The sequence below is a fragment of the Streptomyces sp. NPDC085866 genome (genome assembly GCF_044541035.1).
Classification (GTDB): domain Bacteria; phylum Actinomycetota; class Actinomycetes; order Streptomycetales; family Streptomycetaceae; genus Streptomyces.
In genome coordinates this window covers 401,214-422,232 of record NZ_JBITSQ010000003.1, presented here as the reverse complement: position 1 = coordinate 422,232, position 21,019 = coordinate 401,214, and the positions used below count along the sequence as shown (strand labels likewise).

General features: G+C 71.6%; 23 protein-coding genes and 2 pseudogenes. 9 read left to right on the top strand and 16 right to left on the bottom strand.

Features of this window, described 5'->3' with window-relative positions; genetic code table 11:
• The first annotated feature begins 61 nt into the window (after window positions 1-61).
• Window positions 62-736: a diguanylate cyclase gene (locus ACIF83_RS08695; protein WP_399724707.1), complete on the top strand. Its 675-nt coding sequence runs from the start codon at window positions 62-64 to the stop codon at window positions 734-736.
• A gap of 36 nt (window positions 737-772) precedes the next feature.
• Window positions 773-1,063 carry a hypothetical protein gene (locus ACIF83_RS08690; RefSeq protein WP_399724704.1) on the top strand — a complete coding sequence of 97 codons (291 nt, stop codon included), beginning with the start codon at window positions 773-775 and terminating at the stop codon, window positions 1,061-1,063.
• Window positions 1,064-1,189: 126 nt separating this feature from the next.
• Here the strand turns inward: ACIF83_RS08690 and ACIF83_RS08685 are convergent, their stop codons facing one another.
• From ACIF83_RS08685 to ACIF83_RS08655, 7 genes are all read right to left on the bottom strand, one after another.
• On the bottom strand, window positions 1,190-1,705 hold the full coding sequence (locus ACIF83_RS08685; RefSeq protein WP_399724701.1) for a hypothetical protein: 516 nt from the start codon (window positions 1,703-1,705) through the stop codon (window positions 1,190-1,192).
• Between the two features lie 216 nt (window positions 1,706-1,921).
• Entirely contained in the window at window positions 1,922-2,482 is a 561-nt protein-coding gene (locus ACIF83_RS08680; RefSeq protein ID WP_393470364.1) for a hemerythrin domain-containing protein, read from the bottom strand.
• A 426-nt stretch (window positions 2,483-2,908) separates the two neighbouring features.
• On the bottom strand, window positions 2,909-3,919 hold the full coding sequence (locus ACIF83_RS08675; RefSeq protein ID WP_398137768.1) for an iron-containing redox enzyme family protein: 1,011 nt from the start codon (window positions 3,917-3,919) through the stop codon (window positions 2,909-2,911).
• Window positions 3,919-4,131, bottom strand: coding sequence for a CDGSH iron-sulfur domain-containing protein (locus ACIF83_RS08670; protein WP_399724697.1), 213 nt, complete (start codon window positions 4,129-4,131; stop codon window positions 3,919-3,921). Before ACIF83_RS08670 ends, ACIF83_RS08675 begins: the two co-directional genes overlap by 1 nt.
• Window positions 4,115-4,804 (bottom strand): HemK2/MTQ2 family protein methyltransferase, encoded by a 690-nt coding sequence (locus tag ACIF83_RS08665; protein ID WP_393470372.1) that lies wholly within the window; start codon window positions 4,802-4,804, stop codon window positions 4,115-4,117. Before ACIF83_RS08665 ends, ACIF83_RS08670 begins: the two co-directional genes overlap by 17 nt.
• A 13-nt stretch (window positions 4,805-4,817) precedes the next feature.
• On the bottom strand, window positions 4,818-5,420 hold the full coding sequence (locus ACIF83_RS08660; RefSeq protein ID WP_399724693.1) for a flavodoxin family protein: 603 nt from the start codon (window positions 5,418-5,420) through the stop codon (window positions 4,818-4,820).
• A 108-nt stretch (window positions 5,421-5,528) separates the two neighbouring features.
• Complete coding sequence (locus ACIF83_RS08655) at window positions 5,529-7,073, bottom strand: FAD-dependent oxidoreductase (protein ID WP_399724690.1); 1,545 nt, start codon at window positions 7,071-7,073, stop codon at window positions 5,529-5,531.
• Between the two features lie 121 nt (window positions 7,074-7,194).
• Here ACIF83_RS08655 and ACIF83_RS08650 point away from each other — a divergent pair.
• The 6 genes and pseudogenes from ACIF83_RS08650 to ACIF83_RS08625 form a co-directional block, all read left to right on the top strand.
• A pseudogene (locus ACIF83_RS08650) lies at window positions 7,195-7,400 on the top strand (aldehyde dehydrogenase); the annotation flags it as partial.
• A gap of 89 nt (window positions 7,401-7,489) precedes the next feature.
• A complete protein-coding gene (locus ACIF83_RS08645) occupies window positions 7,490-7,816 on the top strand; it encodes a plasmid stabilization protein (protein ID WP_399724687.1) in 327 nt (108 codons plus the stop codon).
• A gap of 11 nt (window positions 7,817-7,827) precedes the next feature.
• Window positions 7,828-8,368 (top strand): annotated as a pseudogene (locus tag ACIF83_RS08640) (molybdopterin-dependent oxidoreductase); the annotation flags it as partial.
• Window positions 8,369-8,724: 356 nt separating this feature from the next.
• Window positions 8,725-8,964, top strand: coding sequence for a hypothetical protein (locus ACIF83_RS08635; RefSeq protein ID WP_399724684.1), 240 nt, complete (start codon window positions 8,725-8,727; stop codon window positions 8,962-8,964).
• 51 nt (window positions 8,965-9,015) lie between these two features.
• The gene (locus ACIF83_RS08630; protein WP_399724681.1) at window positions 9,016-9,981 is read left to right on the top strand and encodes an LLM class F420-dependent oxidoreductase; all 966 of its coding nucleotides are present in this window, start codon (window positions 9,016-9,018) and stop codon (window positions 9,979-9,981) included.
• Between the two features lie 7 nt (window positions 9,982-9,988).
• On the top strand, window positions 9,989-10,666 hold the full coding sequence (locus ACIF83_RS08625; RefSeq protein ID WP_398137773.1) for an HAD family hydrolase: 678 nt from the start codon (window positions 9,989-9,991) through the stop codon (window positions 10,664-10,666).
• Between the two features lie 23 nt (window positions 10,667-10,689).
• On the opposite strand, the gene ACIF83_RS08620 is transcribed toward ACIF83_RS08625, so the two are convergent.
• The 8 genes from ACIF83_RS08620 to ACIF83_RS08585 all read right to left on the bottom strand — a co-directional run bounded on the left by ACIF83_RS08620 (window position 10,690) and on the right by ACIF83_RS08585 (window position 19,139).
• Complete coding sequence (locus tag ACIF83_RS08620; protein ID WP_393471297.1) at window positions 10,690-10,920, bottom strand: DUF5133 domain-containing protein; 231 nt, start codon at window positions 10,918-10,920, stop codon at window positions 10,690-10,692.
• 628 nt (window positions 10,921-11,548) lie between these two features.
• Window positions 11,549-12,652: an MASE1 domain-containing protein gene (locus ACIF83_RS08615; protein WP_399724678.1), complete on the bottom strand. Its 1,104-nt coding sequence runs from the start codon at window positions 12,650-12,652 to the stop codon at window positions 11,549-11,551.
• A gap of 71 nt (window positions 12,653-12,723) precedes the next feature.
• Window positions 12,724-14,058 carry a PP2C family protein-serine/threonine phosphatase gene (locus ACIF83_RS08610; protein ID WP_399724675.1) on the bottom strand — a complete coding sequence of 445 codons (1,335 nt, stop codon included), beginning with the start codon at window positions 14,056-14,058 and terminating at the stop codon, window positions 12,724-12,726.
• Window positions 14,059-14,131: 73 nt separating this feature from the next.
• Window positions 14,132-14,932, bottom strand: coding sequence for a hypothetical protein (locus ACIF83_RS08605; protein ID WP_393470394.1), 801 nt, complete (start codon window positions 14,930-14,932; stop codon window positions 14,132-14,134).
• A 197-nt stretch (window positions 14,933-15,129) separates the two neighbouring features.
• Window positions 15,130-15,657, bottom strand: a complete 528-nt coding sequence (locus ACIF83_RS08600; protein WP_393471300.1) for an NUDIX hydrolase family protein — start codon at window positions 15,655-15,657, stop codon at window positions 15,130-15,132.
• Between the two features lie 42 nt (window positions 15,658-15,699).
• Complete coding sequence (locus ACIF83_RS08595) at window positions 15,700-16,848, bottom strand: amidohydrolase family protein (RefSeq protein ID WP_399724672.1); 1,149 nt, start codon at window positions 16,846-16,848, stop codon at window positions 15,700-15,702.
• A 2-nt stretch (window positions 16,849-16,850) separates the two neighbouring features.
• The gene (locus ACIF83_RS08590) at window positions 16,851-18,254 is read right to left on the bottom strand and encodes a glutamine synthetase (RefSeq protein ID WP_393470398.1); all 1,404 of its coding nucleotides are present in this window, start codon (window positions 18,252-18,254) and stop codon (window positions 16,851-16,853) included.
• A 39-nt stretch (window positions 18,255-18,293) separates the two neighbouring features.
• Window positions 18,294-19,139, bottom strand: coding sequence for an SAM-dependent methyltransferase (locus tag ACIF83_RS08585; protein ID WP_393470401.1), 846 nt, complete (start codon window positions 19,137-19,139; stop codon window positions 18,294-18,296).
• 150 nt (window positions 19,140-19,289) lie between these two features.
• On the opposite strand from ACIF83_RS08585, the gene ACIF83_RS08580 reads away from it, so the two are divergent.
• The gene (locus tag ACIF83_RS08580) at window positions 19,290-20,144 is read left to right on the top strand and encodes a Cof-type HAD-IIB family hydrolase (protein WP_393470404.1); all 855 of its coding nucleotides are present in this window, start codon (window positions 19,290-19,292) and stop codon (window positions 20,142-20,144) included.
• A gap of 16 nt (window positions 20,145-20,160) precedes the next feature.
• Here the strand turns inward: ACIF83_RS08580 and ACIF83_RS08575 are convergent, their stop codons facing one another.
• Complete coding sequence (locus ACIF83_RS08575; protein ID WP_393470407.1) at window positions 20,161-20,958, bottom strand: SAM-dependent methyltransferase; 798 nt, start codon at window positions 20,956-20,958, stop codon at window positions 20,161-20,163.
• Window positions 20,959-21,019 lie beyond the last annotated feature (61 nt).

The following is a 21,019-nucleotide window of genomic DNA, read 5'->3' as shown; positions in this document are numbered from 1 at the left end:
CCGGGAGGAGGGCCATCGCGGGTACGAAGGCCCAGACCACGGCGATGTCACGGAGGTACCCATGACACTGCGCGCACTGCCCCGGAAGACCCTGGGAGGGACCTGGCGGACCTGGCGGACCTGGCGGGACTGGCGACGCGGCGGCGATCTGCGGATCCCGGCCGGTTCGACCGACGTCGAGGACGCGAGCCGCCGCTTTCTGCTCTTCGGCGCCCTCCCCCTGTGGGTGGTGCCGGGCCTCGCCGACTGGTGGATGCACCGGCGGACCCGGATCGAGCACACCAGCGGAACCAAGGAGTCCGCGGTCCACGCGCTGATGATGACCGAGGCCGGGATCCCGGTGGCCATGGGCCTGCTGGCCCGCGTCAACCCGCTGGTGCTCAGCGTGATGGGCGGCGCCGCACTCGCCCACGGCGCGACGGCCGTGTACGACGTGTCGCTGGCCGTCGGCGAGCGGGAGGTCCGCCCGATCGAGCAGCACATCCACAGCTTCCTGGAGGTGCTGCCGCTCACCGCGCTGGCCTTCACCGCCTGTCTGCACGCCGACCAGGTCCGCAGGACCTTGCGGGGCGGCCGGGACCCGCAGGATTGGCGGCTGCTGCCCAAGGAGCACCCGCTGCCCGCCGCGTACCTCGCGGGACTCGCCGGGATCATCGCGGGCGGTGTCGTCCTGCCGTACGCCGAGGAACTGCGGCGCTGTCTGCGGACCGCCGCGCGCGAAGGGAGCCGTCGATGAGCGACGGCCAGGGAGGTACGCGCACCAGACCCCCATGTGGCCGGCCAAGCGCCGGGGACACTCCCGTGGGAGGAGCCGCCGTCTGACCGCAGCCAGGCGATCCTGGAGGCCACCAAGCAGGTCGCGGCCATCCTCAAACGGGCCGGACATCACTTCGCCCTGGTCGGGAGCGTCGCGGTCTACGCCCATTGCGGCAGCGGTGCCCTTCAGCACGATGCCGACTTCTGTGTGCTGCCCGAGGACGCCGAGACGGTGGCCGGGTCACTGCGGTCGGCGGGTCTGACCATACGGGTGCCGCCGGACGTCCTTCGCGGAGCACCACTGTGACTTCGGAGCCGTGCTCCCGGTGGCCCGCGCCCTGCGCAATAAGGTCGACCGGCGGGAGGTGCGACGCCGCTGGGGGCGTGCCGTACATCCTGTGCGTGTTCGCCAGTACTCGCCCGAGTGCTGAGTTCAGAACAGTTCGGCGCGGTTGACGCTGAGGAGTTCCAGGAGCTCGGGCCGGTGCAGGCCGGCGATGTTTTCGAGCAGGTCGGGATGGCGCAGCAGAGGCGCGGCCTCGGTGTCCCGCTTCCCGGGGTCGGTCAGTCGGCGCAGGCCGCCGGTGGCGCGGTGCTCGCTCACGGTGAGTGCCTGATGGTGGGCGGCGTGGGCGGCCAGGGCGGGGTCGGCCAGGAGGCAGGCCGCCCAGCTGACGACGGTTTCGTCGATCCAGCTGCGCCAGGCGGTGTCGTCGGGCTGCGGCTCGCATCCGGTGAGCCGGTCCAGCCGGTTCGATCCGCTGGGTGCGAGCAGATGGAGCAGCTGCACGTCCAGGTCGCTGGGGTAACGCAGGGTAGCGGCAAGTGTGACGGCCTGCCGGGCCTGGGCCTCGGCCAGCGCCCGGCTGAGTGCGCCGCCAGGGGCGGGGTAGGCGGCGAGGAGCCAGCGGATGGAGGCGGCTATGACAGGTGTCAGATCGTCGTTCACGGCGGTCGGCCCCTTGGGAACGTGCTCGCCTGTGTCCGGCAGATCGGTCCCGCGAGCTGTTTCGCGGAGCCGCGCTGCCCCGCTCGTGACCCACCACCGTAGGCAGCCGGACCCGAAGAGGGAATGAGCCCCGTCACAACGGGCCGGCCGTCCGGGCTTCCCGACCAGGAGCCCGGACGTGTGCGCCGCCCGGCCCGGAACCGGCGCCTGCGGGGGTCAGGACTTGCCGCGGCCGGTGATGAGGTCGCGAGCCCGGTCCACCAGGCCGACGCCGGGCGCGAGGAGCTTGTTGGCGGGCGGGGTGTTCGGGGCGGAGGGGTGCGGGCGGGTCGGGGCCAGGGACTTGGCCCGGCGGATCTTGTCCCCGAGGTCGTTCAGCGCCTCGGGAGAGCAGGACCGGCGCAGCATCGGGAAGAGGTTCTCCTCCTCGTCCCGGACATGGGCGGAGACCTCGTCCATGAGCCGCCGCAGCAACGTGCTCGTCTCCGGGCCTTCGGTGTCCGCCTTTTCCAGCTGCTTGAGGAGCTTCTCGACCCGGCCGTGGTCCGCGATCTCCTTGTCGGCGATCCGGTCGCCGCCCTCGATGTGCTCTCGTACCGCCGGGTACAGGTACTCCTCCTCGGCGATCGAGTGCCGTACGAGTTCGATGGTGACCTCGTCCACGAGGTCACGGAGTTCCTGCCCGCCGCCCGGCATCCCCTGGATCCGGGCGAACATCTCCTCGACCTCCCGGTGGTCGGTCATCAGTTCCGCAATCGCGTCTCCGCCATGCCCCATCGTCGCTCCACCTCTCGCTGGTCATGCCCCGGCCGGGACGGTCCCGCCCAGCTGACAGTGGTTCCCGATCCGGATGGACCCCGCGCCGCCACGGGCGATGTCCACCCGGTCGGATGACTCCGACATTCCGGCGCGCGGGCGGGCGGCGGTCAGGTCGAAGCGGCGGTCGCCGGGGCACGCCCGTCGTCAGCTCACCGTGGCACACCCGCAGGCGCTGCCCGTTGATCAGGGCGTCGAGCCGGGTGACGGCGACGGCCGCCAGGAGATGTCGATGGCGGTGACCCGGCCGCCGAGCCGGGCCGCCTCCCTTGCAAGCATGCCGCTTCCGGTGCCGGGGGACGGCGAGAGGGGCCTCGACATCCCGGTGCCGTTCCTACGCTGCGCCGATCAGCCGGCCGACGTCGGCAGCCATCCCGGCTGCGCAGATCAGGTGCCCAGGACCGCCTGTGTGATGCGGCCCGTACGCAGGGCGGAACGGCCATCGCGCCATGCTGCCAGCAGCCGGGCGGCCAGCCGGTCCTCCAAGTGGCCGGTCGCCCGGACCCCGAAGACCACGTCGGCGTCCAGCTGCGGCTCGTCCGCCAGCAGTCCGGCGACGACCTCGTGCCGTACGACCTGTTCGTGCACCGCGTCCGCCTCGACATGCTCGGTGTAGAAGCGGACGGCCGCCGGGCCGGCGCCCGTGCGGCGCAGGGCCTCGGACAGACGCCGGGATGCGGGGGAGGAGGTGATCTCGACGGTCGCGAAGTGACCGACGAGCGCTCCGCGCAGGGCCCGATGCAGGCCGAACAGGGACATCAGGTTGACGGTGGTCAGGGCCTCGGCCGGTGCGGCGTCGACGTAGTGGCCGTACGTGGTGTCCAGGCCCAGGTCCGCCATGAGGTCGGCGAAGAGCTGGGCATGGATCTGGTCGGCGCGGCCGGCGCCGAACTCGTCGAACTCCACGGCGACCATGGCCGCCTTGGCCCGTCCGCGCAGCCGGGGGATGACCCAGGCGTGCGGGTCGGCCTCCTTGAGGTGGTAGAGCGAGCGCAGCGCGGCGTACTCCCGGAAGTGGTCGAGGGTGCCGTGGTCGCGCAGGAAGTGGGAGAGGCTGCCGTCGACCTCGCCGATCGGTTCGAGCTGGAGCTCGTCCAGGGCCTGCGTGGCGGTCTCGGACGCGTCGATCGGTACGTCCGCGCGCAGCGCGCCGAGGAATAGGTCCTCCAACTTGGCGCGTAGGGCGAGGAGTTGAGGGTCCCACTCGCTGTCGTCACGGACGCCGTCGAAGCCGAGGTAGTGGAGTTCGTAGAGGATGAACAGGGCGAGTTGGAGGTCGTCGCCGTAGGGGTCGGTTTCGGAGGGGACCGGTGGCAGGCCGGATTCCGGTTCACGCAGTACGGCGGTGAGCGCGGCCGAGAGCGGGCCGCGCGGCTCCGGCAGTCGTACGTTCGTCATCACGATGCCTCGTCCGGTTTCGTACGGCGGCGATGGCTGGTGTCGCACCAGGGCGGGGTCCGGGTACGGCGGCAGGTGCAAATGGCCACCATGAAGCGTCGCGACACATGCACCTCGCCGTCCTCGCCCACGACTTCGACCGGCCCCTCCACCAGGAGCGGACCGTCGCGCTGGACGCGGATGCGGCGGGGGCGGTCAGATGTGTTCGGCACGGATCACCACCAGCTCCTCCGTCATACGGTCGGCACTGTCGGCCACCAGGCCGCGTTCGCGCAGCCAGCCGAGCCGGGAGCGCAGTACGCGGCCGAAGGGCAGCCGGGTACGGTCGACGACCTGGGCGTGCAGCCCGGCCGTGTGGAGCCGGGCCAGGGTCTCGTCGACGCCGCTCAGGTGGGAGTGCACCATCAGCAGCCTGCCCGCGGGGCGCAGGACCGCCGGTGCCGTCGCACAGATGCGGTCGATGAGCAGCCGGCCGTCGGGACCGGCGTCCCAGGCCCGGGCGCGGCCCCGGGGCGGGCCGTCGGCGGGCGGCGCGGGGACGTACGGCGGGTTGGTGACCACGAGGTCGAACCGGCGGCCCGGCACGGCGGACGCCAGGTCGCCGTGGCGTACCCGCACCGTCTGGCCGTTCAGCAGGGCGTTGCACCAGGCGGCGGCGAGTGCCGGCCAGGAGATGTCCACCGCGGTCACCCGCGCGCCGAGCCGGGCCGCCTCGACCGCGAGGGCACCGCTGCCGGTGCCGAGGTCCAGGACCTCGGTACGGGTGGTGATCCGCTCCCGGCGCAGCGCCCGGCCGAGCAGCCCGGTGTCGGTCTGCGGCCGGTAGACGCCCGGCGGGATCCAGCCGCGGAACCGGGGCGGGGAGACGAGGGACTCGGTTGCCATCGTGGTGCCCTGATCAGCTCGGCGCCTTCAGCGGCCGTTCGGCGAGTGCGCGGGCGACTCCGCAGAGGTTGTCGGCCGTCGTGCGGCCGGTGCTGTGCGCCCGGTCGCGGCCGCGCTGCTCCTCCAGGCAGGCGGGGCCGGGTCCGGGGCCGAGGTGCCAGTACGTCCACGCCTGGCCCGGGAGCGTGCAGCCGATGTCCGCGAGGGCGCCGGAGATCTCGCTGATGACGTGGTGGGCGCCGTCCTCGTTCCCGGTGACGACCACGCCCGCGACCCGGTTGCGGGCGACGGGGCGGTCCTCGTCGTGGGTCTCGGACATCGTCGCGTCCATCCGTTCCAGCACCCGCTGCGCCACCGAGGACGGCCGGCCCAGCCAGGTCGGCGAGGCGACGACCAGGATCTCGGAGTCGAGGAGCCGGTCGTGCACGCCCGGCCATTCGTCGCCGTCGCCCGCGTCCGTGACCACGCCGGGGGCGATGGCCAGGTCCACGGCACGCACAGACTCCGTCTTCACGTCCAGCTCGGCCGGCCGCGCGGCGACCACCGAGGCCAGCGCCTCGGTGTCGGAGAGTTCGGGGGATGTCTTGAGCGTGCCGTTGATGACGAGGGCTTTCACGGGTGCTCTCCTCGTTGGTGAGGGGGGTGCGGCCGGACCGGATCCGGGTCGTCGTGTCACACGGGTACCCCTGGGCCGCCGTCGTAACGAGAGAGCCCGGAGGGGTTGTCACGTCGACTGGATCTCGCGCTGCTCCAGCGGCCGAACGGCGGGACCTTGGAGGATGCGGCCGTCGGGGGCGAAGCGGGAGCCGTGGCACGGGCACTCCCATGCCTGTTCCGCGCGGTTGAAGGCGACGAGGCAGCCGAGGTGGGTGCAGCGGGCCGAGACCGCGTGGAGCTGACCGCTGTCGTCCCGGTGGACTGCGCAGCGGTGGCCGCCCACACGCAGTACCGCTCCGTCTCCGGGGGCTAGGTCCTCGGGTGCGGGTGCCGTGACGGGCGGCAGCCGGTCACCGACGAAGTGCCGGGCCACGTGTGCCTGGTGCTTGAGGAACGACATGCCTTCGCGGACCACGGAACCGAGTCGGCGCGGGTCGTACAGGGCCGCCCATTCGGGCTCGCGGCCCTCGGCCAGGTCGGCGATCAGCAGGCCGGCCATGATGCCGCCGCTCAGGCCCCAGCCGCCGAAGCCGGTGGCCACGTAGGTGTGGCGGCTGCCCGGGTACAGCGGCCCCACCAGGGGGACCGAGTCGGTGGAGTCGTTGTCCTGGGTGGCCCAGCGGTGGGTGGGCGTCAGGCCCGGGAACCGGCTGTCGGCCCAGGCGGTCAGCCGGGCGAAGCGTTCCTCGACGTCGGCGCCGCCGGGGGCGCCGGGGGTGAAGTGCTCGCCCGTGACGATCAGCAGGCGTTTGCCGTCGGCGTAGGGGGCGCTGCGCACGGACCGGGTGTTCTGTTCGGGGGTGATGTACATGTCGCGCGGTGCCCGGTCGGTGTCGAGGGTCCCCGCGACGACCAGCTCGCGGCGCGGGGAGAGCCGGGTGAAGAGCAGGGCCCGGTCGAAGACGGGGTAGTGCGTGGCGACGACGACCTCGCGCGCCCGTACCTCCGCACCCGTGTCGGTCGTGAGGGCACAGGGTTCGCCTTCGGTGAGCGCGGTGACGCGTGTCCCCTCGTACATGGCGCCGCCGCGCCGGCGCAGGTCGTCGGCCAGGGCACGCAGGTACTTCACGGGATGGAACTGCGCCTGGCCGGTCACCCGGACCGCACCGGCCACCGGGTAGGGCAGGTCCGTGCCGGTGACGAACTCGGCCGGCAGGCCCGCATCGCGAGCCGCCTCGGCCTCCGCCCGCAGCGGGGCCACGTGCTCCGGATTCTCGGCATATGTGCAGGCCGCCGCCTCCTCCCACTCGCACTCGATACCCAGTTCGTCGACGAGCTCGGCGGCGCGGCGGATCGCCGCCGACTGCGAGTGGGCGTACAGCCGCGCGCCCTCGCGGCCGCGGGTGCGGCGCAGGTGGTCGTACACGAGTGTGTGCAGCGCGGTCAGCTTGGCCGTCGTATGGCCCGTGACCCCGCCGGCGATCCGCCCGGCCTCCAGCACGGCCACCTCACGCCCGCGCCGGGCCAGCTCCCAGGCCGTGCTGAGCCCCGCCATGCCGCCGCCCACCACCGCGACATCGACGGTGAGGCCCCCGGACGGCGGGGGAGCGGGCTCGCCGCCCGGCGCGGTCTCGATCCAGTACGCCCCCCGGAGTCCTTGCTCGCTGTTCATGGCCGCCGGGTTCCCTCCTGCCGAGGTGACACGCACCGGCATGCCCGCGGTCGGCGTGGCCGTCACGCCCTTTTGGTCCGTTTTGGTCGGCCGGACCGGAGTGGAGTGCGTGAGAGGAGAGATCGTGAAGGCCGCCGCCGTTTACGAAGGACCGCGCACCGTGACCGTCAAGGACGTGCCGGACGCGAAGATCGAGCATCCCTGCGACATCTTGGTCAGGATCACGACTACCAATATCTGCGGCTCGGACCTGCACATGTACGAGGGACGGACGTCCCCTTCAACGTCGCCTGCGGGTTCTGCGAGCAGTGCGAGCAGGGCCTGACCAAGCGGAGTGCCTCCGAACCAGCGGGCCGGCCACCCCTGGCCGCCCGCGCGTCGTCCAGCCTCTTGTAAGAACGATGAGGAGGAGCAGCATGCCTGCCGGATCGAGTTCCAAGCGGGAACGCCAGTACGAACACATCAAGAAGGGCGCCCAGGACCGCGGCGAGTCCGCCGGACGGGCCAAGGAGATCGCCGCGCGGACGGTCGACAAGGAGCGGGCGAGGTCGGGCGAGTCGAAGACCGCGAGCAGGACCTCGACGCGTGATCCGAAGTCCTCGTCCCAGCGCGGCGGGCAGCGCTCGCACAGCGGCGCGCAAGGACCCACCAAGGACCAGCTGTACGAGGAGGCGAGGAAGCGCAACATCGACGGTCGCTCCTCGATGACCAAGAAGCAGCTGCAGAACGCCCTCGGTCGTTGACGCTGAGGCTGATGGAGCCCGAGGTGGACCGGATCGCGCGGCCCTGGGGCGACCGCACCCCCTACGGCCGTGGTGGTGTCTGGCCGGTGCGGATCGACTCGTACCTCGAACCTGGCGTCACGGCCGACGCGGTGGAGCGGTGGGTCCTCACTGCTTCGCTGCTGCACTCCAACGGGGACGCGATGGATGTCGCGGTCGTCCATGACCGGATCGTGACCGTCTGAACCACGGTCGGCTCGGGCCGAAGGACCTGTCGGCTGGCAGGTCAACCACGCAAAGGACCGGCTGACCACTCCACTGGTCCGGGACGGCGGGCGGCTGGTGCCCTGCGGCTGGGACACCGCCATGGACCGGATCGCCACCCGGAGCAGGGAGTTGCTGGACGAGAACGGCCCCGGTTCCATCGGCTTCTCCACCTCGGGCCAGTTGTTCCTGGAGGAGTACTACACGCTGTCGGTGATCGCCCGCGCCGGCATCGGCACCAACCACCTCGACGGCAACACCCGCCTGTGCACCGCCACCGCGGCCGAAGCGCTGAAGGAGACCTTCGGCTCCGCCCTTCGCTGTGCCCGGGCAGTCCCACCGGTGTCCTGACCGCCGTACGGTCCTGGACCCCCTCGGTCTGGGGCGTCGGGGCAGCATCATCGTCGGCCGTCGGGGTACCTGAGCGCCGTGAGCGGGCGTCGCCCGGAAGTCCCCGGAAACAGAGGGGGACCGAAGCCTGTATCGAGGGACCCGCCCGATCAGCAGGCCGCCCACCGGGAGGAGGGGCGCCGCGCATTCCGGCACGTCCGGGGCGTCCTGTGCCCGACAACCCGCCCTGCTGACGCTCCGCGCGCCATGGAAGCCGAGGCGGGCGACGCTGGAAGGGAGGGCCCCCTGACCGTCGCCAAAGGAGAGTGAGCCTGATGGCCACCGTGTCTCTCACCGGAACGTCGTGGAGCGCGGAGTTCGAGCCGACGCAGGAGCGGATCCCGACCGATCCGATTCCTCTGGAGGGCCCGGTCTCCGCCACGCTTCAGGGCGCCTACCTCGCCGTGGACCAGCTCCGCGAAGCCTTGGGTGTCGCATTTGCCGTGGACGAGCGGGGCACAGCGGCGGGTGACCAGGAGCAGGAGGCAGACCTGCGGCTCACGACGAAGCGGTGACGGGACGGAACACCGTCTCGCACAACCCCGAACCACGAGGAGATGAGCGGCATGGTGCAGATCGGGTACACGATGATGACCGAGCAGGCAGGTCCCCGGGAACTCGTCGGCCATGTGGTCGGCGCCGAGCGCGCCGGCTTCGACTTCTCGGTCACGTCCGACCACTACTTCCCCTGGCTGGAGTCCCAGGGCCATGCCTCCTATGCGTGGAGCGTGCTCGGTGCCGCCTCACAGGCCACCGAACGCATCCCGCTCATGACCTACGTGACCTGCCCGACGACCCGCTACCACCCGGCCGTCGTCGCCCAGAAGGCCGCCACCTTGCAGCTCCTCTCCGAGGGCCGCTTCCGCCTCGGCCTCGGTTCGGGGGAGAACCTCAACGAGCATGTGGTGGGCGGTGGTTGGCCCGCGGCGCACGTCCGTCTGGAGAGGCTGGAGGAGGCCGTCGAGATCATCCGCTCGCTCTTCGCGGGCGAGAACGTCAACCATCACGGCGTTCACTTCGAGGTGGAGAACGCCAAGTTGTGGGACCTGCCCGACACGCCCCCGCCGATCGGCGTCGCCGTCTCGGGTGACCGTTCGTGCGAACTCGCGGGCCGGCTGGCCGACTTGGTGATCGCCACCGAACCCAGGGCGGAACTGGTCTCCGCGTTCGACCGGCACGGCGGCGCGGGCAAGCCCAGGGTCGGCCAGCTGCCGATCTGTTACGACACCGACCGCGACGCGGCGATCACCCGTGCCCACGACCAGTTCCGCTGGTTCGGCGGGGGCTGGCCGGTCAACTCCGAACTGCCCGGACCCGCCGCGTTCGTGGGTGCCACCCAGTTCGTACGGCCCGAGGACGTGGCCGAGTCCATTCCCTGCGGTGACGACGTGGATGCCGTCGCCGAGGCCGTACGCCCCTACGTCGACGCCGGGTTCACCGAGGTCGCCCTCGTGCAGATCGGCGGTGACCATCAGGAGCCGTACCTGGCGTGGGCCGAGCAGAAGCTGCTGCCCGTCCTCCGCGAACTGTGAGCATGCGATGACCACGAAACGTGCTGCGATCTTCGACGTCGACGGAACGCTCGTCGACACCAATCACCTGCACGTCGTCACCTGGTGGGAGGCGTTCCGGCAGGCGGGGCGCCACGTTCCCATGCGGGAGATCCACCGGGCCGTGGGGCTCAGCGGCGGCGACCTGCTGGACCACCTGCTCGGCGAGGGCACCGACCGCCATCCCGATGAGGACGAGCAGCTCGCCGCGGCCCACCACGTTCTGTACGCCACGTACTTCGAGCGGCTGCCGGCGCTGGAGGAGGCGGGCGACCTGTTGCGCGCGCTGGCCGGGCGGGGCTGGGAGATCGTCCTGGCGACCTCGGCGAGCGGCGCGGAACTGGCCGCGCTGCGGAGTGCCCTCGACGCGGACGACGTCATCCTCGGGGCTACCAGCGCGGACGACGTCGCCGACGGCAAACCCGCACCCGACCCCGTCCAGCAGGCCAGGGAACTCGCCGGCGTACCGAGCGAACGAGCCGTGTTCGTCGGTGACACCGTCTGGGACATGAAGGCCGCCGTACGGGACGGAGTGGTTCCGGTGGCGGTGCTGTCGGGCGGGATCCCGCGCGCGGACCTGGAGACGGCCGGTGCCCACGCCGTGTACCGAGATCCCGCCGACCTCCTCGGACGCCTGGACTCCAGTGTCTTCGCCGACAGGGAGTGACCAGAGGCCGAGGAGGTGTGGGATCAGCCGGCCGTGAGTACGGAGTCGTCCTGGGGGCGGGCGCCGGGCAGTTGGTGCCGGGCGGCGATGAGGGCGATGTCGACGTCCCGGGTGCCGGTCGACACACACAGGGTGTAGGCGACGTCGTCCATCCGCTGCCGTGCGGCCGGGCTGCCGTTCTCGGCATGCAGTGCGCGCAGGGTCTCGTACTGCTCGATCAGGTCCTTTAACACCGCGGGGTGAGCCATCAGCACCAGGGCCTCCATTCTTGCGAACCTGTCATTCGCGAGGCGAATACCCCAGGCCCACGCGCTTATGCGGTTGGTCGCGGTGTCAGCGGGACGCGTGGCACGCGCTCGTTCCAGGCCCGGGAGAACGCGTGAAGGCCGTGCTCGTAGCCGTCCAACTCGCGCGACTCGGTTTCCCAACGGCCTCACCCAGGCCACAAGTATCGACATCACTCGGCAACGGATGCGCCTGAGTGCTGCCCTTCAGGAGCCACGTCGTCTTGGAAACGGAGAGTCGGAGGCGCCGGGTGCCGCCATGAGTCGGCGATGGCGGCAGCCAACCGCCGCAAGGGCGAGGCCGGGGTCCGTGGTCACTCCTCCGTGAGAGAGCGGGCTCCGGCTGCCGTTTTCCACGGTGAGTGCCTCATTCGTCCCGGCCTGTGGCACCTGACCACTCGGCCCTGTGTGTGAGCCAGCCGAGGTATCGTGCGTGGGCCTTGAGGAGGTCTCCCCACCCCCGCACGTGGACGTATGCATGCAGGAGCACGGTCGGTAGCGCCGGCGCTCTGGGGACCATTTGGGGAACACACGGTGTGCGCGCTGGCCAACGTGCTGGGTTCTTTCCCTTACTCCTGGGGGTCAAGGGGGCGCAGGTTCAGATCCTGTCGTCCCGACCAGCTTTGTCGCCGGTCGGAGGCCGTCTTCTCGGAGATGAGGTGACGGCCTTTTCCGCGTCTGCTTCCGTGCCCGCTTCCGTGTCCGCTTCCGTGTCCGCGGGACTCGTACCCTCCCCGTCGGGGAGTGTCGGGCGGTGGTCGCCGGTGGCGATCCTGGCCGCCATCGCGGCGAGCTGCCGGCAGGCTCGCGTGATCTCCCGCTGGTCCGTGTTCCGCTCGCTGATGACCGCCGCGAGCAGCAGCGCGGTCAGCGCGGCTGAGCCGTTGAACGCCTGCAGGGTGATCATGTCGGCGAGCAGGTCGTGACCGGAGAACGGGCCGGTCTGCCGGCCGGCGGCGATGATCGCGAAGGTCGACACGGCCAGTGCACAGGGCGCGGCCCCGGCCAGCTGGAAGCGGAAGGCCGCCCAGATGAGCAGCGGGAAGCCGAGGAACAGCAGCGGCGTGCGGCCGGTCTCGAGGAAACCGATGGTGGCAGTCGCGGCCAGCAGCAGCAGCGCCTCCACCCACCGGGCCGACGTCGCCTTGCTCGGCCAGTGCGCCGAACGCAGGACGAGCAGGACCGGCGTGACCACCAGGACACCCATCGCGTCGCCGGTCCACCAGACCGACCACGTGGGCCAGAAGTCGCTGGAGGTCAGCACCCCGGACAGGGCCAGGGTCCCGGTGCCCGTCGTCGCGCTGACCAGCATCCCGGTGAACGCGCCGAGAAAGATCAGGGCGAGCGCGTCCCGGAAGCGGTCCAGTTCGTTGTGGAACCCGGAACGGTGCAGCAGCCCGTAGGAGCACAGGGGCGCGAGGGTGTTTCCCGCCACGATCGCCAGCACGGCCGGGAGCGACGGCCCCAGCGGGAAGTTGACCAGGAACGCGCCGAGCGCGATCCCGGGCCAGACACGCGGGCCGAGCAGGAGCAGGCTCGCCACCGCGATGCCGCTGGGCGGCCACAGCGGCGTGACCTGGCCGCGCACCAGCTGCTGGAGCAGTCCTACCTTGGCCGCGCCGAAATACAGCCCGGCGATGACACAGATCTCCAGAACGGCCAGCCCGGTGCGCCCGAGCCGTTCATGCCGTGCGACAGCCATCGGGCGACCTCCGTGTCCATCGCCCCGAAGCCCATCATCCGTCGGATCGCGCGGATCCTCCACGCCACCGCTCAGGCCTCCGGAGTGCGCAGGGCGAGGATGGCCATGTCGTCGTGACCGTCGCTGGGATGGTGCTCGGCCAGTGCCCGGACGAACTCTCCCAGGGGCAGGGCGGCATGTTCCGCGGCGAGCTTGGCCAGCTCGGCCAGACTCTCGTCGATGGAATGGGCGGGATGTTCGACCAGTCCGTCGGTGAAGAAGACCACGGTGGCGGCCGGAGGCAGGAAGCGGGAGTGGTCGGGGCGCGCCTGCTCGGTGTCGACCCCGAGCGGCAGCCCGGGCTCGGCGAACAGGAACTCCATGTGATGCTCAGGGGTGATCAGCAGGGGCGGGACGTGGCCCGCGGTGCTCCAGCACAGCCGCCAGCCCTTTCCCTCGGGTTCGATACGGGCCAGGGTGGTGGTCGTGACGGGATTGTTCGTGGTGGCCAGCAGGGCCCGGTCGAGCTGGGTGAGGATCGCGCCGGGCGGATTGCTCTGGTCGAGCAGCAGAGCGCGCAGCATGTTGCGGGTGGAGGCCATGGAGGCCGCGGCGTGCAGATCATGCCCGACGACGTCGCCGATGACGACCGCCACGACGTTGTCGGGAAGGGGGATGGCGTCGTACCAGTCCCCGCCGAGCTGACTGGGCTGGGCGGCGGGCTGGTAGATGGCGGCTGCGGTGAAAGGCCGCAGGTCGGGCAGGGTGGGCAGCAGGAGCCGTTGGAACTGCTCGGCTCCGACGCGCACCCGCTCGAACAGACGGACGTTCTCGATCACGATGCCGGCGGCGCTGGCCAGGGCGAGGAGGACGTTCTCGTCGTGCACGTCGAAGGGCCGTCCGTCGTGCCGCTCGGAGAGGTAGAGATCGCCGTAGATCTCGCCACGCACGGTGATGGCGATGCCGAGCAGGGTGCGCAGGTGCGGATGGCCGGGCGGGAATCCGGCGGAGGCGGGATGGCTCGGGATGTCCTCGACCCGCAGGGGTTCGGGGTGGTGGATCAGATGGCCGAGGACACCCCGCCCCCGTGGCAGGCCGACGTCGGCCAGATCGTTGCGCTCCTGCTCGGACAGTCCGGCCGTGATGAACTTTTCCAGGCGCTCCCCGGACTCGTTGAGCACCCCCAGTGCCCCGTAGCGGGCGCCGACCAGGTCCATGGCGGTGGTGACGATACGGTGCAGCACCGCGGGCAGCTCCACCTCACGGCTGATGGCCACGACCGCGTCCAGCAGGCCTTGCAGCCGGTCCATGGCGGACAGCAGGTCACGCAGTTGCTCGTCGATCCGGCCCAGCTCGGAACGCAGCTGCACGTGCAGGTCGGGCAGGTGCGGCTGCCTCGGCGGTCTCCCCTCCCGCTCCCTCGCCATTGTGTTCCGGCCTCCTGACACGATCCGATCAAGCGGCTGCGTCGCCTTTCGATTGTGGCATCAGTGAGCGGATTCAGGCGTTCCGGACATCCCGCCGGGACAGCGCGAGGTAGCCGACCAGCCCGAGAATGGCCACCGTCCAGGACAGCGTCACCGGGCCGAGGCCCAGTCCGAGGCCGCCCCGGTGCGGCTCCAGCGCCATCCAGTCGGCGAGCGAGGCGCCGAGGGGACGGGTGATGACGTACGCCGTCCAGAACGCGGGCACCGCGCCGAGGGTGCCCGCCCCATGGGCGAGGGCCGGGACGCAGATCGCCACGGCGAAGAGCACCGCCGAGCCGAGGTAGCCGAAGCCGATGGACGCGGTGAGGTCGCCCGCGGCCGTGCCGAGCGCGAACGTGGCGAGGACGGCCGCCCAGTAGAACGTCTCGCGGCGGCGGGTGCGGATGCTGTGGATCGACAGGGTCCGCTCGCTCGCGTACCAGAGGGCGAAGACGGCGGCCAGGGCGGCCAGGAAGAGGGGTGTCGAGAGGGTGTAGGGCACGCCGAGGCCCACGTGGAGCACGTCGGCCGCCATTGTGCCGAACACGCTGACCATGACGATCGCCGTCCAGTAGACCCAGGCCACGTACCGGCGGACGGCGAACTGCAGCACGAGCGCCGCCACGAAGGCGAGACCGCCGAGGCCGACCGCCGGGACGGGGCCGAGGAGGTGGGCCAGGAAGTCGGACGCGGTCTCGCCCATGCCGGTGGTGAGGACCTTGATGATCCAGAAGTAGACGGTGACCTCGGGCACCTTGTTGGCGCTCTCACGGATGCGCGCGCGGGCACCGGTATGGTCGTGGGGCCGCTGGTCGAGGACGTGCTCTGTGCTCATGGCCGCACCCTCGCATGGTCAACTGCCCTTTCCCCAGCCCCCTTTGCCATAGTTTTGGGGCTTCTGGTGCAGGTGTTGCCACGGGCCGCCGCAGGACTGAACACAACCTGAACGCAGCCGGGAAAGCCCTGGTCAGGGACCTGACTGGCCTGATAGGAAGGCCAGTCACCCAGTCCCAGTCACCCAGTCGACCTACGTCAGGACACGACGCCCACGTGGGCGAGGGCCTGCTTCAGCAGCATCCCGTGCCCGCCCGGCATCTCGCTCTGCACGGCCGGCGAGGCGGCCTCGTGCGGGCTGAACCACACCAGGTCCAGGGCGTCCTGCCGGGGCCGGCAGTCGCCCGTCACCGGGACGACGTAGGCGAGGGACACCGCGTGCTGGCGCGGGTCGTGGTACGGCGTGATGCCGGCCGTCGGGAAGTACTCGGCGACCGTGAACGGCTGCAGGGAGGCCGGCACCCGGGGCAGCGCGACCGGGCCGAGGTCCTTCTCCAGATGGCGCAGCAGGGCGTCACGGACCCGCTCGTGGTGCAGGACGCGGCCGGAGACCAGGGTCCGGCTGACCGTTCCGTCCGGGCCGATGCGCAGCAGCAGTCCGATGCTCGTGACTTCGCCGCTGTCGTCCACGCGCACGGGCACGGCCTCGACGTACAGGATCGGCATCCGGGCCCTGGCCATTTCCAGCTCGTCCGTGGTCAGCCAGCCGGGCGTGGTTTCGGTCATGTCAGACATTGCTTGATCATACTTTCCGGGTGGGGCGCGCGCTCAGTCGCGGGCCGGATCGTTTGAGGGGAGTCCGTACAGTCGGCGGGCGTTGTCACGGCCCGTCCAGGCCGCGATACGCAGGGCGTCGGGCAGGCTCAACTCGTCGGCGTCCACCCGGGACTGGAGCATTCCGGCCAGCCCGTGCCGGAAGGACAGCGCGCCCAGGTGGTGGAACTCGGCCACACCGTAGGCGTCCGAGCTGTACAGCAGTTTGCGGAACGGGGTGATCTCCAGTGCCTCCTCCAGCACCGCCCGGGACCGGGCCGGGCCCGTGTAATGCAGGGCCAGGCCGACGTCCAGGTACACCTGCTCGAACACCGTGGCCAGGTAGGCCGCCTGGCGGTGGAACGGCCAGCAGTGCAGCAGCAGGACCGGGATCGTGCCGGCCGTCAGGTGCAGCCAGTCGGTGAGCAGGGCGGGGTCGGCGCGGTGCAGCCGTAGGTCGGCGTCGCCGAAACCGGTGTGCAGCTGGAGGGGCAGGCCGAGGTCGACGGCCGTCCACAGCAGGTGCCGTACGAGGACCGGGTCGGTCAGACGTCCGCCGTCCGCGAGCCAGCGCCGGGCGGCCTCCGTCACCTCCGCCTCCGTGGGGCGCTCGGGGGCGAGCGCGAAGCCGGTGCGGTAGGCGGCCACCGACTTCACCGCGACCACTCCGGGCCGCCGTACGGCCTCCTCGGCCGCCGCCGGGAACACGGCCGCGTACTCGCCCGCCTCGACGCCTCGCGCGGCCACGGCCTCGGCGACCTGCTCGAGCCGTACGACCTCGTGGGCGGCGGCGCCCGCGGCCTCGGCCAGTTCGGCGGGGGAGGTGACGGGGTGCGGGGCATAGCCGGTGTCGACGCAGAAGACCTCGGCTCCGGCGGCGGTCAGGAAGCGGCGGTTGGCCTCGCGCCAGCCGAGTTCGGCGCGCCGGGCCAGATAGTCGGCCGGGGGCGCGTGCCGGGGCAGGTCCAGCAGGGGCGCGCAGTGCCGGCGTACGGCCACGCCGACAGGGCTGTCGAAGGTGGAGCTGCCGGGCCAGGCCTCGCCCTCGGTGATCAGCGACTCGAACTGCTCGGGTGTGACATCGGCCGTGACGGCGCCGTGGCAGTGGTGGTCGACCAGCGGCAGCGCGGCGAGCACCTCGTGGAGGGAGCCGGGGGCGGGCATCGTCAGTACTTCCAGCGGTAGGCGGCCGCCACCTGCGCGTCGTCCAGCCCGTCCACGGCGGCCGCCTCCCCGAGCCGTACGGCGGTCACCGCGTCCGCCAGGACCGGGCCCAGCGCGGCCCGCAGGACCTGGTCGGCACGGAACTCCTCGACGGCCTGCACCAGCGAGGTCGGCAGGCGCTCCACCCCGCGGGCGGCCGCCTCGTCCGGGCCGTACCGGGCCGGGTCCCCGGTGATCTCCTCGGGCAGCGGCAGGGACGCCGTCATCCCGTCGAGGCCGGCGGCGATCACACAGCCCAGCGCGAGATACGGGTTGGCGGCCAGATCGACCGGCTTGATCTCCATGTTGGCGTCCCGGTCCCGGCGGCCCGCCGTGCCGGTGACGATGCGCAGCGCGGCCTCGCGGGTCTCCCGGCCCCAGGCGGTGAACACGCCCGCCCACCGGGAGGGTTTGAGCCGCAGATAGCTGGCCGGGCTCGGCGCGGTGACCGCCGGCAGTGCCGGCAGATGGGCGAGCACCCCGGCCACGAACGACTCCGCCTCGGCCGTCATGCCGTACCGGCCCTCGCCGCCGGAGTGCAGGTTCACCCCGCCGCGCCAGCAGGACAGGTGCAGATGGCCGCCGTTGCCGACGCCCTCGGCGAGGAACGCGGGCGCGAAGGAGACCCGCAGCCGGTGCCGCTGCGCCACCGCCCGGATCGTCTGCCGCACCAGCACGCTGCGGTCGGCCGCCGCCACCGGGTCCCCTGCGCCCACCGAGACCTCGAACTGCCCGGCCGCGTACTCGGGATGGATCTGGTCCACGTCCACGCCCTGTGCCGCGAGCGCCGCCAGCAGGTCGGCGGTGTAGTCGCTCAGCTCGATCTGCCGGGTCGCGCCGTACGCCGGCCCGGAGACCGCCGGGACGAACTCCGCAGCGGGCGCCGCCTCGAGCCCGACCGCCCACTCGACCTCGACGGCCGCCTTGAAGGCGAGGCCGAGCCGGTCGGCGGCGTCGGCGACGATCCGGCGCAGAAAGGTCCGGGCACAGCCGGGGTGCCGCTCGCCCTCCTGAGTGATCCGGTCCACGGGAGCCCACGCCCAGCCGGGCTGCCCGGCCAGGACCACCAGCTGGTCGAGGTCGGGGTAGAGCCGGAGGTCGCCGTCGGGGGAGCCGAGGACGTCGGTGGTGACGATCGAGTCGTCGGCCAGGAACGTGTCGAACACCGGCGACATGCCGACACCCCAGGACACGGCGGCCTCCAGGCGTGCCGTCGGGATCGTCTTGACCCGGCCGATGCCCGCCGTGTCCACATAGGCCAGGACGATCCCGTGCACGCCCCGGGCGGCCAGCTCGGCGGTGAGCGCGGCCACCCGACGCAGGTCGCCGGGGCGCCCGCCGGGCACCGGGTCGGCAAGGGTGGTCATACGTCCTCCTCGGCGGGCTCGGCCCCGGTGTCGTCGGGCTCAGGGTTTCACGGCCACCGCGCCGTACTGCGGTACCGCGGCGGCGCCGGGCTCGGCGCGCCATCGCGAGCACGGCACCAGACCCGGTGCGACCGGCTCCAGACCGTCGAGGAACGAGGCGATCTCGGCGCCGCCGCGGGCGGTGATCGGCGGGGTGGCGTTGGCGTTCCAGAACTCCATCGCGGCGATGTTGCCCTCGCCGCCCACCTCGGCGTCGAAGGTCGGGTGGGTGAGCACGAGGTGACTGCCGGAGGGGACCGCCGCCATGATCCGCCGCACGATGTCCCGGGCCGCCTCGGTGTCCAGGACGAAGTTGAGGATGCCCAGCATCATCACCGCGACCGGTCGGTCCAGGTCGAGCGTGTCGCCGGCGCGCCGCACGATGGCGTCCGGGTCGTGCACGTCGGCGTCGATGTAGTCGGTGACACCCTCGGGGGAGCTGGTGAGCAGGGAGCGGGCGTGCACGAGCACGATCGGGTCGTTGTCGACGTACACGATCCGCGACTCGGGCGCGATCCGCTGGGCGATCTCGTGGGTGTTGTCGACCGTCGGCAGTCCGGTGCCGATGTCGAGGAACTGGCGCAGCCCGCGCTCCTCGGCCAGGAAGCGCACCGCCCGGCCCAGGAAGTCCCGGTCCGCACGGGCCACCGACCGGATCACCGGGAACATCCCGGCGACGTGCTCGCCGACCCGCTGGTCGACCTCGTAGTTGTCCTTGCCGCCGATCCAGTAGTTCCAGACCCGCGCGTTGTGCGCCACGGAGGTGTTCAGCCTCGCCGGTCCGGCCGTCGGGGAGTCGCCCGCGCTCACGTCGCCGCCCTTCTCGTGTGCGGTTGTCGTGGTCATTGTGCCGCCCGTTGATCGCGCTGTCCCGGGAAACGCGCAGCGTGAGAGCTTGGCCACCCTCCGAGGTAACCGGTCGCATGAGGAACACTGGAACCCTCGGTTCCTACCCGCCCGCCCACCGCGTATCCCGTTCCCGACCGGAAGAAGGACATGCCCGCCACGCCCGCGTCCCTGCTCGAAACCCCCGGCCCGCCCGCCGGCTCCGCCGACATCCGGCTCGTCGTCACCGACATGGACGGCACGCTGCTGGACGACGCCAAGCGGATACCCGACGGCCTGTGGCCGATGCTCGCCGAACTGCGCCGCCGCGGTGTGCTGTTCAGCCCGGCGAGCGGGCGTCAGTACGCCACGCTGGCCCGGCAGTTCGCCGAGGTCGCCGAGGGCATGGTGTTCATCGCGGAGAACGGCACCTATGTGGTCCGCGACGGTGTGGAGCTGAGCTCCGACGTGCTCGACCGGTCCGTCGCCGCGGACCTCGCCCGGACGGTACGACGTCTGGTCGCGGACGGAGTCGACGTCGGCGCCGTGGTCTGCGGCAAGCGGTCGGCGTACGTCGAGCGGACCGACGAGGCGTTCCTTGCGGAGGTGCGCAAGTACTACGTCGAGCACCGGATCGTCGAGGACGTCACCGCCGTCGAGGACGACGTGATCAAGGTGGCCCTGTTCGACTTCGGTTCCGCCGAGCACACCACGGCCCCGGCCCTCGACGCGTTCACCGCCACCCACCAGGTCGTCGTCTCCGGCGAGCACTGGGTCGACGTCATGAACCGCACCGCCAACAAGGGTGCCGCCCTGCGCGGCCTGCAGCGCGAGCTGGGCATCACGCCCGCGCAGACCATGGTGTTCGGCGACTACCTCAACGACCTGGAGATGCTGGACGCCGCCGACTGGTCCTTCGCCATGTCCAATGCCCACCCGGAGGTCGTCCGCAGGGCCCGCCGCCTCGCCCCGTCCAACAACGAGAACGGGGTGCTGCGGACCATCGCGCACGTTCTCGGTCTCTAGGACAGGCGCGCGCGGCTCAGCGCTTCAGGCCGACCGCGCCGTACAGCGAGATCGGTCCGTCCGGTTCGCTCTCGGGGCGCCAGTCCGCCACGGAGACGATGCCCGGCTCCAGCAGCTCGAGCCCCTTGAAGAACGTGCCCACTTCGGCCTGTGAGCGGGCCACCAGGGTCACCCCGCCGGCGGCGTACGCGGCGATGCCCTTGCGGACGTTCTCCGGTTCGAAGTCGGCCGTCATCGTGGACAGCACCAGGCAGCTGCCCGGAGCCAGCGCGTCGACCAGCGTGGCGACCAGCTCGTGGGCGCCGTCCTCGTCGGCGACGAAGTGCAGCAGGGCGATCAGGGACAGGGCGACGGGACGGTCGAAGTCCAGGACACGGGCCGCCTGTTCGAGGATGGCGCGCGGATCGCGGGCGTCGGCCTGGACGTACTCGGTCACACCTTCGGGGGTGCCGCGCAGCAGCGCGTTCGCGTGGGCCAGCACGATCGGGTCGTTGTCGACGTAGAGGACGCGGGCGTCCGGGGCGACGGACTGGGCGATCTGATGCAGGTTGGGCTCGGTCGGTATGCCGGTGCCGATGTCCAGGAACTGGCGGATGCCGGCCTCCTGGGCCAGCGCGCGCGTGGTCCGGCGCATGAACCCCCGGTTGGCGAGGGCGGCCCGCGGGGCGCCACCCCCGTCGATCGCCGCGATCTGGCGGCCGAGTTGCTCGTCGACGGGGTAATTGTCCTTGCCGCCGAGGAACCAGTCGTACACCCGCGCCGGATGCGGCCGGGTGGTGTCGATCTGCTGGGCGGCCGGCTCGGTCCCCGTCACGTCCTGTTCCTCCGTTCGAGAGGCCCCCTTGCCGTCGGGGGCGTGCCAGCAGTCTGACACG

Excerpts from the sequence above, each read along its gene's own strand:
- ACIF83_RS08695 (WP_399724707.1), top strand. The coding sequence starts at position 62 with ATGACACTGCGCGCACTGCCCCGGAAGACCCTGGGAGGGACCTGGCGG.
- ACIF83_RS08680 (WP_393470364.1), bottom strand. The coding sequence starts at position 2,482 with ATGGGGCATGGCGGAGACGCGATTGCGGAACTGATGACCGACCACCGG.
- ACIF83_RS08675 (WP_398137768.1), bottom strand. The coding sequence starts at position 3,919 with ATGACGAACGTACGACTGCCGGAGCCGCGCGGCCCGCTCTCGGCCGCG.
- ACIF83_RS08665 (WP_393470372.1), bottom strand. The coding sequence starts at position 4,804 with ATGGCAACCGAGTCCCTCGTCTCCCCGCCCCGGTTCCGCGGCTGGATC.
- ACIF83_RS08655 (WP_399724690.1), bottom strand. The coding sequence starts at position 7,073 with ATGAACAGCGAGCAAGGACTCCGGGGGGCGTACTGGATCGAGACCGCG.
- ACIF83_RS08645 (WP_399724687.1), top strand. The coding sequence starts at position 7,490 with ATGCCTGCCGGATCGAGTTCCAAGCGGGAACGCCAGTACGAACACATC.
- ACIF83_RS08635 (WP_399724684.1), top strand. The coding sequence starts at position 8,725 with ATGGCCACCGTGTCTCTCACCGGAACGTCGTGGAGCGCGGAGTTCGAG.
- ACIF83_RS08630 (WP_399724681.1), top strand. The coding sequence starts at position 9,016 with ATGGTGCAGATCGGGTACACGATGATGACCGAGCAGGCAGGTCCCCGG.
- ACIF83_RS08625 (WP_398137773.1), top strand. The coding sequence starts at position 9,989 with ATGACCACGAAACGTGCTGCGATCTTCGACGTCGACGGAACGCTCGTC.
- ACIF83_RS08615 (WP_399724678.1), bottom strand. The coding sequence starts at position 12,652 with ATGGCTGTCGCACGGCATGAACGGCTCGGGCGCACCGGGCTGGCCGTT.
- ACIF83_RS08610 (WP_399724675.1), bottom strand. The coding sequence starts at position 14,058 with ATGGCGAGGGAGCGGGAGGGGAGACCGCCGAGGCAGCCGCACCTGCCC.
- ACIF83_RS08605 (WP_393470394.1), bottom strand. The coding sequence starts at position 14,932 with ATGAGCACAGAGCACGTCCTCGACCAGCGGCCCCACGACCATACCGGT.
- ACIF83_RS08600 (WP_393471300.1), bottom strand. The coding sequence starts at position 15,657 with ATGACCGAAACCACGCCCGGCTGGCTGACCACGGACGAGCTGGAAATG.
- ACIF83_RS08595 (WP_399724672.1), bottom strand. The coding sequence starts at position 16,848 with ATGCCCGCCCCCGGCTCCCTCCACGAGGTGCTCGCCGCGCTGCCGCTG.
- ACIF83_RS08590 (WP_393470398.1), bottom strand. The coding sequence starts at position 18,254 with ATGACCACCCTTGCCGACCCGGTGCCCGGCGGGCGCCCCGGCGACCTG.
- ACIF83_RS08585 (WP_393470401.1), bottom strand. The coding sequence starts at position 19,139 with ATGACCACGACAACCGCACACGAGAAGGGCGGCGACGTGAGCGCGGGC.
- ACIF83_RS08580 (WP_393470404.1), top strand. The coding sequence starts at position 19,290 with ATGCCCGCCACGCCCGCGTCCCTGCTCGAAACCCCCGGCCCGCCCGCC.